General features: G+C 58.0%; 16 protein-coding genes. 5 read left to right on the plus strand and 11 right to left on the minus strand.

Going from position 1 to position 15,815, the window contains the following annotated elements; all coding sequences use genetic code 11:
* Positions 1 to 26 precede the first annotated feature (26 nt).
* The 3 genes from trpB (at position 27) to EAH74_RS03745 (ending at position 2,651) form a co-directional block, all read left to right on the plus strand.
* Entirely contained in the window at positions 27 to 1,262 is a 1,236-nt protein-coding gene (gene trpB, locus EAH74_RS03735) for a tryptophan synthase subunit beta (protein ID WP_140676086.1), read from the plus strand.
* Positions 1,262 to 2,074 (plus strand): tryptophan synthase subunit alpha, encoded by an 813-nt coding sequence (trpA, locus tag EAH74_RS03740; protein WP_008152530.1) that lies wholly within the window; start codon positions 1,262 to 1,264, stop codon positions 2,072 to 2,074. Before trpB ends, trpA begins: the two co-directional genes overlap by 1 nt.
* Positions 2,075 to 2,195: 121 nt before the next feature.
* Positions 2,196 to 2,651, plus strand: coding sequence for an anti-virulence regulator CigR family protein (locus tag EAH74_RS03745; RefSeq protein ID WP_140676089.1), 456 nt, complete (start codon positions 2,196 to 2,198; stop codon positions 2,649 to 2,651).
* Between the two features lie 50 nt (positions 2,652 to 2,701).
* On the opposite strand, the gene EAH74_RS03750 is transcribed toward EAH74_RS03745, so the two are convergent.
* From EAH74_RS03750 to EAH74_RS03800, 11 genes are all read right to left on the minus strand, one after another.
* Positions 2,702 to 4,663, minus strand: coding sequence for a DUF4105 domain-containing protein (locus tag EAH74_RS03750; RefSeq protein ID WP_140676092.1), 1,962 nt, complete (start codon positions 4,661 to 4,663; stop codon positions 2,702 to 2,704).
* Entirely contained in the window at positions 4,660 to 4,980 is a 321-nt protein-coding gene (locus EAH74_RS03755; RefSeq protein WP_140676095.1) for a DUF2388 domain-containing protein, read from the minus strand. The genes EAH74_RS03750 and EAH74_RS03755 overlap by 4 nt, the downstream gene beginning before the upstream one ends.
* Before the next feature lie 27 nt (positions 4,981 to 5,007).
* Positions 5,008 to 5,325, minus strand: coding sequence for a DUF2388 domain-containing protein (locus EAH74_RS03760; RefSeq protein ID WP_140676098.1), 318 nt, complete (start codon positions 5,323 to 5,325; stop codon positions 5,008 to 5,010).
* A gap of 108 nt (positions 5,326 to 5,433) precedes the next feature.
* Entirely contained in the window at positions 5,434 to 5,751 is a 318-nt protein-coding gene (locus tag EAH74_RS03765; protein ID WP_140676101.1) for a DUF2388 domain-containing protein, read from the minus strand.
* Positions 5,752 to 5,896: 145 nt separating this feature from the next.
* The gene (locus EAH74_RS03770) at positions 5,897 to 6,106 is read right to left on the minus strand and encodes a DUF1127 domain-containing protein (RefSeq protein ID WP_140676105.1); all 210 of its coding nucleotides are present in this window, start codon (positions 6,104 to 6,106) and stop codon (positions 5,897 to 5,899) included.
* 257 nt (positions 6,107 to 6,363) lie between these two features.
* On the minus strand, positions 6,364 to 6,579 hold the full coding sequence (locus tag EAH74_RS03775; protein WP_008154465.1) for a DUF1127 domain-containing protein: 216 nt from the start codon (positions 6,577 to 6,579) through the stop codon (positions 6,364 to 6,366).
* A gap of 319 nt (positions 6,580 to 6,898) precedes the next feature.
* Positions 6,899 to 8,392 (minus strand): acetyl-CoA hydrolase/transferase family protein, encoded by a 1,494-nt coding sequence (locus EAH74_RS03780; RefSeq protein ID WP_140676108.1) that lies wholly within the window; start codon positions 8,390 to 8,392, stop codon positions 6,899 to 6,901.
* Positions 8,393 to 8,572: 180 nt separating this feature from the next.
* Positions 8,573 to 10,009, minus strand: coding sequence for an NAD(P)(+) transhydrogenase (Re/Si-specific) subunit beta (locus tag EAH74_RS03785; RefSeq protein ID WP_140676113.1), 1,437 nt, complete (start codon positions 10,007 to 10,009; stop codon positions 8,573 to 8,575).
* Complete coding sequence (locus tag EAH74_RS03790) at positions 10,009 to 10,332, minus strand: NAD(P) transhydrogenase subunit alpha (protein WP_003187010.1); 324 nt, start codon at positions 10,330 to 10,332, stop codon at positions 10,009 to 10,011. Before EAH74_RS03790 ends, EAH74_RS03785 begins: the two co-directional genes overlap by 1 nt.
* 15 nt (positions 10,333 to 10,347) lie before the next feature.
* Positions 10,348 to 11,469 carry a Re/Si-specific NAD(P)(+) transhydrogenase subunit alpha gene (locus EAH74_RS03795; RefSeq protein ID WP_140676118.1) on the minus strand — a complete coding sequence of 374 codons (1,122 nt, stop codon included), beginning with the start codon at positions 11,467 to 11,469 and terminating at the stop codon, positions 10,348 to 10,350.
* Between the two features lie 435 nt (positions 11,470 to 11,904).
* Positions 11,905 to 12,804 carry a LysR family transcriptional regulator gene (locus EAH74_RS03800; RefSeq protein ID WP_140676121.1) on the minus strand — a complete coding sequence of 300 codons (900 nt, stop codon included), beginning with the start codon at positions 12,802 to 12,804 and terminating at the stop codon, positions 11,905 to 11,907.
* Between the two features lie 157 nt (positions 12,805 to 12,961).
* On the opposite strand from EAH74_RS03800, the gene EAH74_RS03805 reads away from it, so the two are divergent.
* Together EAH74_RS03805 and EAH74_RS03810 are read left to right on the plus strand one after the other, a co-directional pair.
* Positions 12,962 to 14,143, plus strand: a complete 1,182-nt coding sequence (locus EAH74_RS03805; RefSeq protein ID WP_123369330.1) for an acyl-CoA dehydrogenase — start codon at positions 12,962 to 12,964, stop codon at positions 14,141 to 14,143.
* 13 nt (positions 14,144 to 14,156) lie between these two features.
* On the plus strand, positions 14,157 to 15,377 hold the full coding sequence (locus tag EAH74_RS03810; protein ID WP_140676126.1) for a CaiB/BaiF CoA transferase family protein: 1,221 nt from the start codon (positions 14,157 to 14,159) through the stop codon (positions 15,375 to 15,377).
* Positions 15,378 to 15,815: the final 438 nt, after the last annotated feature.

Below are 15,815 nucleotides of genomic sequence, written 5' to 3' on the forward strand. Positions count from 1 at the left end.
TCCCACGCATTCAACTGGAGCGACCCATGACCCAGACTAATCTGCGCAACGGCCCCGACGCCAACGGCCTGTTTGGCGCGTTCGGCGGCCGTTACGTCGCCGAAACCCTGATGCCGTTGATCCTCGATCTGGCCCGTGAATACGAATTGGCCAAGGATGATCCTGCATTCAAAGAAGAATTGGCCTACTTCCAGCGCGACTACGTGGGTCGTCCAAGCCCGCTGTACTTTGCCGAACGTCTGACAGAGTTCTGCGGCGGCGCGAAGATTTACCTCAAACGCGAAGAGCTGAACCATACCGGCGCGCACAAGATCAACAACTGCATCGGCCAGATTCTGCTGGCGCGGCGCATGGGCAAGAAACGCATCATCGCCGAGACCGGTGCTGGCATGCACGGCGTGGCGACCGCCACCGTGGCTGCACGTTTTGGCCTCGATTGCGTGATCTACATGGGCACCACTGACATCGAACGTCAGCAGGCCAACGTATTTCGCATGAAGCTGCTGGGCGCCGAAGTGATCCCGGTCGTGGCCGGTACCGGCACCCTGAAAGACGCGATGAACGAAGCCCTGCGTGACTGGGTCACCAACGTCGACAGCACCTTCTACCTGATCGGCACCGTGGCCGGCCCACACCCTTATCCAGCCATGGTTCGCGACTTCCAGTCCGTTATTGGCAAAGAAACCCGTACTCAACTGCAAGCCCAGGAAGGTCGTCTGCCGGACAGCCTGGTGGCGTGCATTGGCGGTGGTTCCAACGCCATGGGCCTGTTTCACCCGTTCCTTGATGACAAAAGCGTCGAGATCATTGGTGTTGAAGCGGCCGGCTACGGTATTGAAACCGGCAAGCACGCAGCCAGCCTGAACGGCGGCGTACCGGGCGTACTGCACGGCAACCGTACCTTCCTGCTGCAGGACGACGATGGCCAGATCATCGACGCTCACTCGATCTCTGCCGGCCTCGACTATCCAGGCATTGGCCCGGAACACGCCTGGTTGCATGACATCGGCCGCGTCCAGTACACCTCGGTGACCGACGACGAAGCCCTCGACGCGTTCCACAAATGCTGTCGCCTGGAAGGGATTATTCCTGCACTGGAAAGCGCCCATGCCCTGGCCGAAGTGTTCAAACGCGCACCGACGCTGCCGAAAGATCACTTGATGGTGGTCAACCTGTCCGGTCGTGGCGACAAAGACATGCAAACCGTGATGCACCACATGGAACACTCTCAACAAGAGCAATCCAAGCAGGAGAAACACTGATGAGCCGCCTGCAAACGCGTTTTGCCGAACTCAAGGAACAGAATCGTGCCGCCCTGGTGACTTTCGTGACCGCTGGCGATCCGAGCTATGACACTTCCCTGGCGATCCTCAAAGGCTTGCCCGGCGCTGGTGCCGACGTGATCGAGTTGGGCATGCCCTTCACCGATCCAATGGCCGATGGTCCGGCAATCCAGTTGGCTAACATCCGCGCCCTTGGCGCCAAGCAGAACCTGGCGAAAACCCTGCAAATGGTTCGCGAGTTCCGTGAAGGCAATACCGAGACGCCGCTGGTGCTGATGGGTTACTTCAACCCGATCCACATGTATGGCGTACCGCGCTTCATCGCCGACGCCAAAGAGGCCGGTGTTGACGGCCTGATCGTGGTCGACTTGCCGCCCGAGCATAATGGCGAACTGTGCGACCCGGCCCAGGCAGCAGGTTTGGATTTCATCCGTCTGACCACCCCGACGACCGATGATGTACGCCTGCCAACCGTTTTGAACGGCAGCTCAGGCTTCGTCTACTACGTGTCTGTTGCCGGTGTGACCGGTGCGGGTGCGGCGACGCTGGAGCATGTTGAAGAAGCCGTTGCGCGTCTGCGTCGCCATACTGATTTGCCGATCAGCATCGGTTTCGGCATTCGTACACCGGAGCAAGCGGCGTCCATCGCGCGTCTGGCTGATGGCGTGGTGGTGGGCTCCGCGTTGATCGATCACATCGCCAATGCCTCGACGCCGGATCAGGCAGTTGATGGCGTGTTGAGCCTTTGCTCGGCTCTGGCAGACGGCGTGCGTAAAGCCCGCGTCAGCTGAAGGTAAAGTTCCTGATACAGAGGAATTAGAGCCTCGCGGTACAGACTAAACAGCAAGACCGAGGGCTTCAGGACTACGTTCTGAAGCCCTTTTTGCTGTATGTGCAGTGAGGAAAGACCCGATGAAAATGCCGAAACGTCTGATTGCCAGCCTGGGTGTACTGATGTTCAGTGCCACCCCGTTGCTGAATGCGAGTGCTGATCAGCGCGACGATCACGACCGCGGCGGCCAGCAGCAAGGCCATTACGATAACCGCGGTGACAATCATGGCGACGATCACCGTGGCCCGCAGGACAATCATCGCGGCGGCCCTCCGCCACGGGACTTCGGCCCGGTGCGCCAGACGATCCACGATAACCATGGCTATTTCGTACGCGGTGCTCCGCCTCCTCCGGGTATTCATTTGGTGCGTGGCCGACCACTGCCTCGCGGCTATTACGGCGAACGCCTGGATAACCGGGCGTTGGGCCGACTGCCGTATTACCCCGGTTACGAATGGCGTCGTGCGGGTGGCGACATTGTGCTGATCGCCGTAGGAACCGGGATCGTTTATGAAATTCTCGAAGGGGTGCTTTGAATAGCAAGTAAGTGTTGAAGGCTTCGCGGATTAGCCGCGAAGCCTGTTGTTTATGGCAACTCCAACCCGCCCGCAGCTTTGTGCAACTTCCTCAGATGCTCGCCAACCTGCTTCAGGTTGGCTTCATTGGCGGCCATCTCGGCTGCACGGCTCGGTTCGAGCAGCGCTCTCACTTCTTTGTCCAGATCGCCTGTCAGCGCCTGAAGCTGCTTCTGCCGCAGACTGCTTTCCGATTCCAGACGCTGCCACTCACTCGGCTGCGGCAATCCATAGCCACCGGTGCCGAGCAGCTCCGCCGGACGGCTGAGGAAGCCGCTGTTGGCAAGAATTTGCTGCAAGGTTGCGTTGGCCTTGTCCATGCCGCCGTTCTTCAATTCCCGAGCGCCCAGATAGCGCTGCTTTACTTCGTCCTGGGCCAGCACCAATTGTTGGCGGAAGGCTGCCTGCTCCAGTAACAGTAATGCTGCGCTGGTGCGCAAATCGGCTTGGTCGATCCATTGCCGGCGCTCTTCAGCTTTCAGGGCGAGCCAGTCTTCGACCTTTTCCTGCTTGATCGGCAAGTGCTTCTTCAGCACTTCGAACATCGCTTGATAACGATCGCGGAAGGAGTCGAATCGATAGCCCAGGCGCAGCGCTTCGCGGGGATCATCCAGCACGCTGGTGTCCGCCAGTCCGCGGCCCTTGAGCACTTCCAGCAAACCGTTGGGCATGATGCTGTCCAACCCGACCAGTTTTGTATTGTTGGTACTGCTACGCAGTAACTTCAGGCCCTCTACAGCGCAGTTATTGGACAGGAAGAAGTAGTTGCCGTCGTAACTCCAGTGTATTTCGGCGGCGTGTTCCACCACGTCTTCGATCTCGCTGCGCGACAGGTTCAGCGGCACCGAGGCCAGGCTGCGCAGTTCGGTCTTGGTGTATTCGTCGATCACCTGGGCCAGCGGCAGGACAAACAGGCGTGACGGATATTTGCCCACTAATCCGTCCCAGCTCGACAGCTGCACGTCACCGACGAAGGCGCGGTAGGACAACACCAGATGCTGATCCAGATCCAGCCGACAATCTGGCCCACGTGGCCGGCCGGGTGCACAGATCACCAATCGCAACATGCTGTGGCCCCAGCGGCTGACCCAGTTCTGGTTGGCTTCGGCCAGCAGATAGTCAACGGCATAAACCCGCTCCGGATCGACCTGACCCAGTGGCGTTTTGGCGAAATCGTTGCCGGCATTGAGGAAGGAGAAAGTTTTGCCGCAGGTGTCTTTAACGGTGGGCGCCCAGCCGAAATGCTCTTTGTAGTAGCGGTACAGTGCAGGACGGCGGCAGGCGTAGGCGGGGTCGAGAAGGAAATACTCCATGTTGACCGCGACGAACTCCTTGGGGCTGCTCGTCTCGTAAATGTCCGGGCTGCGAGCGATTTGTCGGTTTTGCTGTTCGCGCTCGCCACGGCGGCCAACGTACTGCGGCCAGCCGGCTAGGTCGAGCAGGCGCGGGTCATCACTGAGGGTAAAGCGCCGGGCTGATTGCCCGCGGCATTGATCCGGGATACCCACCAGTCCCGAGCTGCTGCTGCGCCGAGTGCAGCGCTGAATCAGCATGCGCTCCGCTTCTGGCCACAGGCGCGAGCGGTCATAGATGTGGGTGAGTTCGTGCAACACCGTGGCAAGCATTTCGCGGCGCACGGTGCCGTGCGGGCGATAAGTCTTCTTGGTCGCGGCGCTGCCGTCAGTGAGGCTGGCAAGCAGGTTGCGGTTCAGGTCGAGCTCGGACACCAGCGACGCCTGGCCGTAAGCGTTGCTCGGCATGTCATCGGTCCAGCCGACGTCGATACGTCGGTCGAGTTGCTCGATGAACCGCGGCGGAAGCGCCTGCATGGCTTCATCGAGCAACGCCTGACTGGCCTGTTGTTGAGCGGGGCTGAGGCCTTCGGTTTTAAGCCTTAATTGCAAGTCAGCCTGGGCCGTGTTGCCGAGCAGCAACATGACCCCGGCCAACAGCCAGGCGCCTGGCGACCTCACAGTGCGAGGATGGCTTCGGCGAGAACCTGATCACTGGCGTCGCGGGCTTCCGGCACGCGGGTGCGCAACGTGTTGAAGGCCGCTTCGAGGTGCGCGCCACGAATCTCGCCATCGCTGGCGACGAAGCTGGCCGCATCGTCGTGGGCTTCACGAACGATCTTCGAGTCACGGATGGACGTCGTGGTATCGGAAGTGAAATCAAGGGTACGCCGGGTGGCGTTGATGAGGATGTTACTGGTGGCTACCAGGGTTTGCGCCTGGGCCACATCGGCCAGCAACAACAGGCCTAGGGTGGCAGCAATCAGGGGGCTACGCATGGAACGACTCCGCAAGAACAAGGATAACTATTGGACGAGAATTGCCTGCGCCAGTTCAAGGTCGCTTGCATGAAGTTTTGGCTGGGTGCGGCGCAGATAATTCAGGGCGGACTCCAATTGTGCTCCTCGCAGTTGGCCGTCACTGGCGATGAACGCCGCAGCGTCATCGTGGGCCGCGATTAGCAGCTTACGGTCGAAGGGAGCGGAGGTCACCATGCTTGAGGCGTAGCCGGTAGCGACGATGCCTTGTGTAGACAGGTTGAAAGCGTCAAAGGCATGGGCCGAGCCCACCCAGCAGGCTGCCACGAAAAGAAGAGAGATCGACAGATTTGAAAGAAAACGCATGAGACTCGAAAGCTGAAGGCAAGTCCCAAGGCTAGCGCAACGCCCGGTCTAGAGCCAGCGCTGAAACATTGGGACACGGCGGGCGTGTCCCCACGTCAGTGATGCCGCTTAGATAGCCAGTATGGCTTGCGCCAGTTGTGCATCAGTCGCGTTCAGCTGAGGTGCCTGGTGGCGAATATGGTCGAGTGCGCTTTCCAGTTTCACGCCACGAATGGCGCCTTCGCTGGCCACGAAGCTGGCGGCGTCGTCACGGGCGGCGCGCACGATTTTGTTATCGCGAAAGGAAGAAGTGACATCTGAGGTCGCATCGGACGTGGCCTTGAGCGCATTGACGACGGTATCGGTGGTCACGATAAAGCTGGTGGCGTGGGAATTGGCAGCCACGGCAAGCAGGGCTGCAGCGCTGAGCAGACGAAGACGGGACATGGTGAAACTCCTTTGGGAAAACTGATTGAGAGGTGGCGCAGTGTCTGTTGAGTCAGACGCCAATCATGCAGCGTTCGCCACGTTTCATTTGGATATTAGGCCTATGAGTGTCCGTTCGAACAGTCCCATCTGTTCAAGCAGGAAGCTAGCGCCAGAACGGTTTATCCAGCTCGTTGAGACGATCCGCGTGGCTGATGTTCAGGTCTGAGAGCTGCCGGTCATCAAGTTGACCCAGTAAACGCCGGGTTCGGGCCCTTTCCAGGTTGTTGGCAACCCCCCTCAGCAATCTACGAAACCAAAGGAAGCGAGGCGTTGATTGTGGCGTGGAAACGGAAACATCCAGTAAGTGATTCATGGCGCGGTCCTTTGCTGGCAGTTCGGGATTTCATGGTGATCCCGTCCTCTCTTGCGCAATAGACACACTGCACTGAAATTGTACTGGTTCAGTTTCTTGAATATTAAAACTGTACCTGTTTGGCGGGGTCTCTACTGTATGACCCATGTTGAAGGTCCAAAACGACAAAGCCCGTCGTGGTTTCCCACGACGGGCTTTGTTTTTTAAATTTGGAGTGCTGGCGGTGGACCCGGTGGGTCAGAGCCAGCGACGCTAACTTAGCGCCAGAACGGCTTGCTCAGCTCTTCGTAGCGTTGTGCTTCGCTAATCCCTGCGTCAGCCAGCAGACGCGAATCCAGACGAGCCAGTTGATGGCGGCTGGAGATACGGCGCTGCCACAGCATCAGGTTGGCGAGAACGCGAAGAGGCGTGGAAGCCTGGGTTTTTACAGCGTTGTCTTCGAAAAACAGCTCGGAACTGAGTGTACGTTCCATGGTTGACATCCTTCCGCTTATGGCGGGATTAGGTAGTGGTTTAACTGATGCCAATGATCCTCTCGTTTGGCCAGTCTCTCTAGATACAGTTCACCTGTATTGTGAGAGACCAGTTAACTGTTAAAGGGCGGTGTACTGGTCAAAATTGAGGCAACTGTACCTATCTGCACTAACATGGTGCATTTTTGATTGATTGACTCGGAAAGGTAGGCAATTGCGGTAGGAAAAGACCGGTACAGCAGTACAGTTTTGTTCAGGATTTTGTTCGGCAACAGCGAGCTGACGAAACTGTGTTTGCGTCAGCTGCTATCTGTACCAATTACACCGCCAGCATGCGCCCGGTTTCTTCCAGGTTGATGTGCCAGCTCAGGGCATCGCGCAGGATGTGCGGTGTGTGACCGCCGAGAGCACAAGCGGCTGTGAAGTAGTCATCCAGCGCTTGGCGATAGTCCGGATGCACGCAGTTGTCGATGATGACCCGAGCGCGCTCTCGCGGCGCCAGGCCACGCAAGTCCGCCAGACCGATCTCAGTGACAAGGATGTCGACGTCATGCTCAGTGTGATCAACGTGGCTGACCATCGGCACCACACTGGAAATTGCGCCGCCCTTGGCGATCGACTTGGTCACGAAGACCGCCAAATGCGCATTGCGCGCAAAGTCGCCCGAGCCGCCGATACCGTTCATCATCCGCGTGCCGCAGATGTGGGTGGAGTTGACGTTGCCGTACAAGTCGAACTCAAGCGCCGTGTTGATGCCGATGATGCCGAGCCGGCGCACCACTTCCGGGTGGTTGGAAATTTCTTGCGGGCGCAGGACCAGTTTGTCCTTATAGCGCTCAAGGTTGCCGAAAACATCGGTATTGCGACGGCTCGACAAGGTGATTGAACTGCCTGAAGCAAAACTCAGCTTGCCGGCGTCGATCAGGTCGAAGGTCGAGTCCTGAAGCACCTCGGAGTACATCGTCAGGTCTTCGAACGGCGAGTCGATCAGCCCGCACATGACCGAGTTGGCGATATTGCCAATCCCGGCCTGCAGCGGGCCGAGCTTGTTGGTCATGCGCCCGGCAGCCACTTCCTGCTTGAAGAAGTCGATCAGGTGGTCGGCAATGGCCTGGGTGTCAACGTCCGGCGGCAGCACGGTGGACGGAGAGTCAGACTGATTGGTGATCACGATAGCGACGATCTTCTCCGGCGGAATCGGGATGGCAGTGCTGCCAATGCGATCGTCGACTTTTACCAGCGGGATCGGCGTGCGCGTCGGCCGATAGGTCGGGATATAGATGTCGTGCAGACCTTCGAGATTCGGGTTGTGCGCAAGGTTGATCTCGACGATCACCTGTTTGGCGAAAATCGCGAAGCTGGCCGAGTTACCCACCGACGTGGTCGGCACGATATGGCCCTGCTCAGTGATCGCAACGGCCTCAATCACCGCGATGTCCGGCAGTTTGAGCTGCTGGTTGCGCAATTGCTCAACAGTTTCCGAAAGATGCTGGTCAATGAACATCACTTCGCCGGCATTAATAGCCTTGCGCAGGGTGCTGTCGACCTGGAACGGCATGCGCCGCGACAGTACGCCAGCTTCGGTGAGCTGTTTATCGAGGTCGTTGCCCAGGCTCGCGCCGGTCATCAGGGTGATTTTCAGCGGGGTGATTTTGGCGCGTTCGGCCAATGCGTGAGGCACGGCTTTGGCTTCGCCGGCGCGGGTAAAACCGCTCATGCCGACGGTCATGCCGTCCTCAATCAGAGCAGCAGCGTCAGCGGCGCTCATCACCTTATCCAACAACGAAGGCAAGCGAATACGATCACGGTACATGGATTGTTATCTCGGGCAACGGAAGCAAGGTACGCAGTCTAGTGATTTCAAAAAGATTCCTCCCGCTACCATGGTCGAATGCAGCCCCCTGATTTAGAGCCTTTGGTCGGTTTTTAGCGGGCAATAAAAAACCCCAGCCTACTAAAGGCTGAGGTTTTGGGTATTGCGCTGGAGCAGGTTTTACTCGACAGCTTTAACCATGTCTTCGATGACTTTCTTGGCGTCGCCGAAGACCATCATGGTTTTGTCGAGGTAGAACAGTTCGTTGTCCAGACCGGCATAGCCGCTGGCCATCGAGCGCTTGTTGACGATGATGGTCTTGGCCTTGAACGCTTCGAGAATCGGCATGCCGGCAATTGGCGATTTCGGATCGTTCTTCGCAGCCGGGTTGACCACGTCGTTGGCGCCCAGCACCAGCACCACGTCGGCTTGGCCAAACTCGGAGTTGATGTCTTCCATCTCGAACACCTGGTCGTAAGGCACTTCGGCCTCGGCCAGCAATACGTTCATGTGGCCAGGCATACGACCGGCGACCGGGTGGATCGCGTACTTCACGGTCACGCCGCGATGGGTCAGCTTCTCGGTCAGCTCTTTCAGCGCGTGCTGCGCCCGCGCTACCGCCAGGCCGTAGCCCGGAACGATGATCACGGTGTCGGCGTTGGTCAGCAGGAAGGTCGCGTCGTCAGCCGAACCGGATTTCACCGGGCGGGCTTCTTTCGAGCCAGCGGGGCCGGCCGCGTCCGCCGTATTGCCGAAACCGCCGAGCAGCACATTAAAGAAGGAGCGGTTCATCGCTTTGCACATGATGTACGAGAGGATCGCACCGCTTGAGCCCACCAGCGAACCGGCGATGATCAGCATCGAGTTGTTCAGCGAGAAGCCGATGCCCGCCGCTGCCCAGCCGGAGTAGCTGTTGAGCATCGACACAACCACCGGCATGTCCGCGCCGCCGATTGGGATGATGATCAGAACGCCCAGCACGAAGGCCAGGGCCAGCATCAGCGCGAAGGCGTTCAGGTTACCGGTCAGCATGAAGGTCACGCCGAGGCCCAGTGTCGCCAGGCCCAGCAGCAGGTTCAGCTTGTGCTGACCGCCGAACTGTACCGGTGCGCCCTGGAACAGGCGGAACTTGTACTTGCCCGACAGCTTGCCGAAGGCGATTACCGAACCGGAGAAGGTGATTGCACCGATGGCCGCACCGAGGAACAGCTCCAGGCGGTTACCGGCAGGAATGGAATCACCCAGTTGCTTGACGATGCCCAGCGATTGCGGTTCGACGACAGCAGCGATGGCGATGAACACCGCGGCCATACCGATCATGCTGTGCATGAAGGCGACCAGTTCCGGCATTTTGGTCATTTCAACGCGCTTGGCCATGATCGACCCGGCGGTACCGCCGATCAGCAGGCCGACGATGACGTAACCGATGCCGGCGGTGGCCAACTCGGCGCCCAGCTTATAGACGAGGCCCACTGTGGTGAGGATCGCCAATGCCATGCCGAGCATGCCGTACACATTGCCGCGCCGCGACGTGGTCGGGTGCGACAGGCCTTTGAGGGCCTGGATGAAACAGATCGACGCGATCAAGTAGAGCGTCGTTACAAGATTCATGCTCATTACTTAGGCGCCTCTTCTTTTACCGCTTTCGGGGCTTTTTTCTTGAACATCTCAAGCATCCTGCGGGTGACCAGGAAGCCACCAAACACGTTCACCGCTGCCAGAGCTACCGCCAGGGTGCCCATGGTCTTGCCCAGAGGCGTGACGGTCAATGCCGCGGCCAGCATGGCGCCGACGATCACGATCGCCGAAATGGCATTCGTTACCGCCATCAAAGGCGTGTGCAGTGCAGGTGTAACGTTCCAGACCACGTGATAACCGACATAAATCGCCAGCACGAAGATGATCAGGTTGTAGATACCGGGGGAGATAAGCTCTTCCATCGTCTGAATCCCTGCTTAGGCGTTTTTGCGGATGACTTGGCCGTCGCGGCACATCAGGCACGCGGCGACGATGTCGTCTTCGAGGTTGATCTCGAACTGGCCTTCTTTGTTGAAGACCAGCTTCAGGAAGTCCAGCAGGTTGCGCGCGTACAGTGCCGAAGCGTCTGCCGCGACTGCGCCGGCCAGGTTGGTCGGGCCGCAAATGATCACGCCATTCTCGACGACGACCTGGTCAGCCACGGTCAGCGGGCAGTTACCGCCCTGGGCTGCCGCTAGGTCGATGACCACCGAGCCCGGCTTCATCTGCGCCACGGTTTCCGCGCTCAACAACATCGGCGCCTTACGGCCTGGAATCAGTGCGGTGGTGATGACAATGTCAGCCTGTTTGGCGCGTTCGTGCACGGCCAGGGCCTGACGTTGCATCCAGCTGGCGGGCATTGGTCGCGCGTAACCGCCGACACCGACGGCGCATTCGCGCTCTTCATCGGTTTCGTAAGGTACGTCGACGAACTTGGCGCCGAGGGATTCGATCTGCTCTTTTACCGCAGGACGTACGTCAGACGCTTCGATCACTGCACCCAGACGTTTCGCCGTAGCGATCGCCTGCAAACCGGCGACGCCAGCGCCGAGAATCAGCACGCGCGCCGCTTTCACGGTACCCGCAGCGGTCATCAGCATCGGCATGAAGCGTGGATAGTGGTGAGCGGCCAGCAACACGGCTTTATAACCGGCGATGTTGGCTTGGGAGGACAGCACATCCAGGCTCTGAGCTCGGGAGGTGCGCGGCGCGGCCTCCAGAGCGAAAGCGGTAATGCCGCACTCAGCCAGCTTGGCAATGGTTTCATTGCTGAACGGGTTGAGCATGCCCACCACAACGGTGCCGCTCTTGATCAGCGTCAGTTCGCTGTCGCTGGGGGCGACCACCTTGAGTATCAGCTCGGCGCCAAACGCATCATTGGCGCTGCCAATGGTTGCGCCTGCCGCTTCATAAGCACTGTCGACAACGCTGGCATTAATGCCGGCGCCGCTTTGCACAGTGACCTTATGACCTTGGCCGATCAGCTTCTTGATGGTTTCCGGGGTTGCAGCAACCCGTGTTTCACCCGTCTGGGTTTCGAGAGGAACACCAATGTGCACGTCAAATCTCCTGCGTGATCTTATTGAGTAAACCCAGGCACTTCGGATGGTGCGGCTGGGGCGGCCGATCAGCACGATCCCGCCAAATCAGGGCGGGGCGCGGCATTTTGCAGGCGAACTTAGTGCCCTTCAAGGGTTTATGACGGGTGACGGAAAATTAACTACAAGTCACCCCGTGACCGAATGTCGCAACTGACCGGTTCAATCCCTTGCAGGCCGTGACTTGTAAGGATTCTTGTAAAAATTGAAGAATTTGCGCATCGGTCAGGTGAATGAGTTGTTATTGCTCCGCAATAGAGGCTCAAGGCCACGATTTCAGGCCCTTGTGGGACGTTTGTACTGCTTGTCGGTACAGTCTTCGAATATGCGACAAATACTTATATCTGTAGTGCTTTTATTTTGCTGACTACGAGGTCAGCTAATCAGTCTGAGCCTTTATCCTTCTAGGCTGTAGCTCTGTGCCTGATTGACCAGCCAATCGCGAAATGCCCTTAAAGAGGCCGATTCGACCTTTCGTTCGGGAATCATCAAGTAATACGCCTTGATGCTTGATAACGCCTGGGCGTTGGCAATGACCAGGCGCTTCTCGGCCAGTTCACGTTGAATCAGGAACGGTGGAATCAACGCTATTCCCATATCGTGCATGGCCGCTTGGGCAAGCATGGAGAATAGCTCGTAGCGCGGCCCTGTCATGTCTCGAGGGATATTAAGGTGTTGGGAGTTGAACCACTGGCGCCAGGCATAAGGGCGAGTGGTCTGCTGCAGCAGGGGCAATTCGGCGATGTCGCCGGGAGACAGGGTTGTCTTTTTCCCCATGAGATTGGGGCTGCACACCGGCATCGGATTTTCGCCCATCAGCCTGTGGGATTCGGTACCCGACCAGTCCGCGTCTCCAAAATAGATCGCGGCATCGAAGTCGGTGTCGGCAAACAGGAAGGGGCGCGTTCGGTTGGTGAGGTTGACCGTCACTTCCGGGTGTTTTTGCTGGAAATCCTTGAGTCGTGGCAACAGCCATTGAGTGCCGAAGGTTGGAACCACCGCCAGCTCGATCACGTTGGCACCTTGCTGGCCCATCACCGACAAGGTGTCCCGTTCAACGGCATCGAGTTGGGTGGCCACCCGGCGGCTGTAGGAAAGACCGGCCTCTGTCAGCTTGACCCCGCGTCGTGAGCGTCGGAACAGTTCTACGCTGAGGAACTCCTCAAGGCTGGCGATCTGTCGGCAAATGGCGCCCTGAGTGAGCGAAAGCTCCTGAGCCGCCTTGGTAAAACTTTCGTGGCGAGCCGCGGCTTCAAAGCTGATCAGGGCCGTTGTGCTGGGGATTTTCCTGCGCATGTACGTCAACCTCACTAATACATCGCATAAAAGCTATTTTGCGATGTTTCGGAGTGAGAAATTAGCACAACAGTATGCAAAATCCTCGTTTGCCGTAACGCCGAACCCGGCCTAGGATCAGCCCACGTTATTTGACCCGATTCGAGAGGACACACTCATGGGCGGTAAAGCTAGCTTCAACTGGATCGATCCCCTGCTGCTGGATCAACAGCTCACCGAAGAAGAACGCATGATTCGCGACACCGCTGAGCAATTCGCTCAGCAGAAGCTCGCGCCGCGTGTCCTCGAAGCTTTCCGCCATGAAAAGACCGACCCGGCGATCTTCCGCGAGATGGGCGAAATAGGTCTGTTGGGCGCAACGATACCTGAGCAGTATGGTGGTAGCGGCTTGAACTACGTCAGCTACGGCCTGATCGCCCGTGAAGTCGAGCGCGTCGACTCCGGCTACCGCTCGATGATGAGCGTGCAGTCCTCGCTGGTCATGGTACCGATCAATGAATTCGGTACCGAAGCCCAGAAGCAGAAGTACCTGCCGAAACTGGCTTCAGGCGAATGGATTGGTTGCTTCGGACTGACCGAGCCTAACCACGGTTCCGACCCGGGCGCGATGATTACTCGTGCGCGCAAAGTGGAAGGCGGCTACAGCCTGACCGGCAACAAGATGTGGATCACCAACAGCCCGATCGCTGATGTGTTCGTGGTCTGGGGCAAGGACGATGCCGGCGACATCCGCGGCTTCGTTCTGGAGAAAGGCTGGAAGGGCCTGAGTGCTCCTGCGATTCACGGCAAGGTTGGCCTGCGTGCATCCATCACCGGCGAGATCGTCATGGACAACGTGTTTGTCCCTGAAGAGAACATCTTCCCGGATGTCCGTGGCTTGAAGGGCCCTTTTACTTGCCTCAACTCGGCACGTTACGGCATTTCCTGGGGCGCGCTGGGCGCGGCCGAGTTTTGCTGGCACACCGCTCGCCAGTACACCCTGGATCGTCAGCAGTTCGGACGCCCGTTGGCTGCTACTCAGCTGATCCAGAAGAAACTGGCCGACATGCAGACTGAAATCACCCTGGCGCTGCAAGGTTGCCTGCGTCTGGGTCGCATGAAAGATGAGGGTACTGCAGCGGTCGAGATCACTTCGATGATGAAGCGCAACTCCTGCGGCAAGTCCCTGGACATTGCTCGCATGGCGCGCGACATGCTGGGTGGTAACGGTATCTCCGATGAGTTCGGTGTTGCTCGCCACTTGGTCAACCTGGAAGTGGTGAATACCTATGAAGGTACGCATGACGTCCATGCGCTGATCCTCGGTCGTGCGCAGACTGGCATCCAGGCGTTCTATTAATAGGAGAACGTCCATGGGCGCGCTATCGCATCTACGGGTACTGGATTTATCGCGGGTACTGGCCGGGCCTTGGGCCGGGCAGATCCTTGCCGACCTTGGCGCCGAAGTGATCAAGGTCGAGCGCCCGGGTAATGGCGATGACACGCGCGCCTGGGGGCCTCCCTTCCTTAAAGACGCTTATGGCGAGAACACTAGCGAGGCCGCCTATTACTTGTCGGCCAATCGCAACAAGCAATCGGTCACCATCGACTTCACCCGGCCTGAAGGGCAGAAGCTGGTGCGTGATCTGGCGGCGAAGTCGGACATCCTGATCGAGAATTTCAAGGTCGGTGGGCTGGCGGCATATGGTTTGGACTATGAGTCTCTAAAGGCGATCAATCCGAATCTGATCTATTGCTCGATTACCGGGTTTGGCCAGACAGGCCCTTATGCCAAGCGCGCGGGTTATGACTTCATGATCCAGGGGCTGGGCGGTCTGATGAGTCTGACGGGGCGACCCGAAGGGGATGAGGGTGCCGGGCCGGTGAAAGTCGGCGTGGCGCTGACGGACATTTTGACCGGTCTCTATTCGACCGTGGCGATCCTTGCAGCGCTTGCGCATCGGGATCATGACGGTGGCGGTCAGCATATTGATATGGCGCTGTTGGATGTTCAGGTGGCTTGTCTGGCTAACCAGGCAATGAATTACCTGACTACGGGCAATGCTCCGAAGCGCCTGGGTAATGCTCATCCGAATATCGTGCCTTATCAGGACTTTCCTACGGCGGATGGAGATTTCATCCTTACCGTGGGTAATGACGGGCAGTTTCGCAAGTTTGCTGAAGTGGCTGGTCAGTCGCAGTGGGCAGATGATCCACGCTTTGCGACCAACAAGTTGCGGGTGGCGAATCGTGCGGTGTTGATTCCGCTTATTCGCCAGGCGACTGTGTTCAAGACGACTGCTGAGTGGGTGCTGCAGTTGGAGCAAGCAGGTGTGCCGTGCGGGCCGATCAATGATCTGGCTCAGATGTTTGCGGATCCTCAGGTTAAGGCGCGCGGGTTGGCGATCGAGCTGCCCCATGTTCTGGCCGGGATGGTGCCGCAAGTGGCGAGTCCGATTCGTCTGTCCGAAACGCCTGTGGAGTATCGCAATGCGCCTCCTTTATTAGGGGAGCATACGCTGGAGGTTCTGCAGCGGGTGTTGGGTCTGGATGCTGGTGCTGTGGCGGCATTCAAAGAGGCCGGGGTGCTCTGAGGATTCCTTCTATATAGGGGAGTGGTTTTACTCTCCTATGATAGAGAGGAAGCGGGCTGTTTTCCGGTGTTCGGCAAGTGTTTGATAGAAAAGCGCAATTAAGTGTTGACGGCAGATTCTGGAAGTCTATAATTCGCCCCACTTCCGGCGCAGTCGAAACGGAAAACTCCTTGGTAAACAATGAGTTAAGCAGTTTTCGGCAGCGAGTTGCTTCAGGTCATCGAAGCCCAGAAGGAGTTGAAAGAGCGAGGTTGTTTGGCTCTTTTAACGATTCGATCTTCTCGGTCGAAAGCGGTGTAAAAGAGGTGTTGACAGCAGCGAGTAACGCTGTAGAATTCGCCTCCCGCTAACGAGAGATCGGAAGCGCAAGTGGTTGAAGTTGCAAAGGAAACTTTGAAARCTTCGAAAAATAACCGCTTGACAGCAACAGAGGCTGCT

The sequence above is a fragment of the Pseudomonas mandelii genome (assembly GCF_006438925.1).
Lineage (GTDB): Bacteria > Pseudomonadota > Gammaproteobacteria > Pseudomonadales > Pseudomonadaceae > Aquipseudomonas > Aquipseudomonas mandelii_C.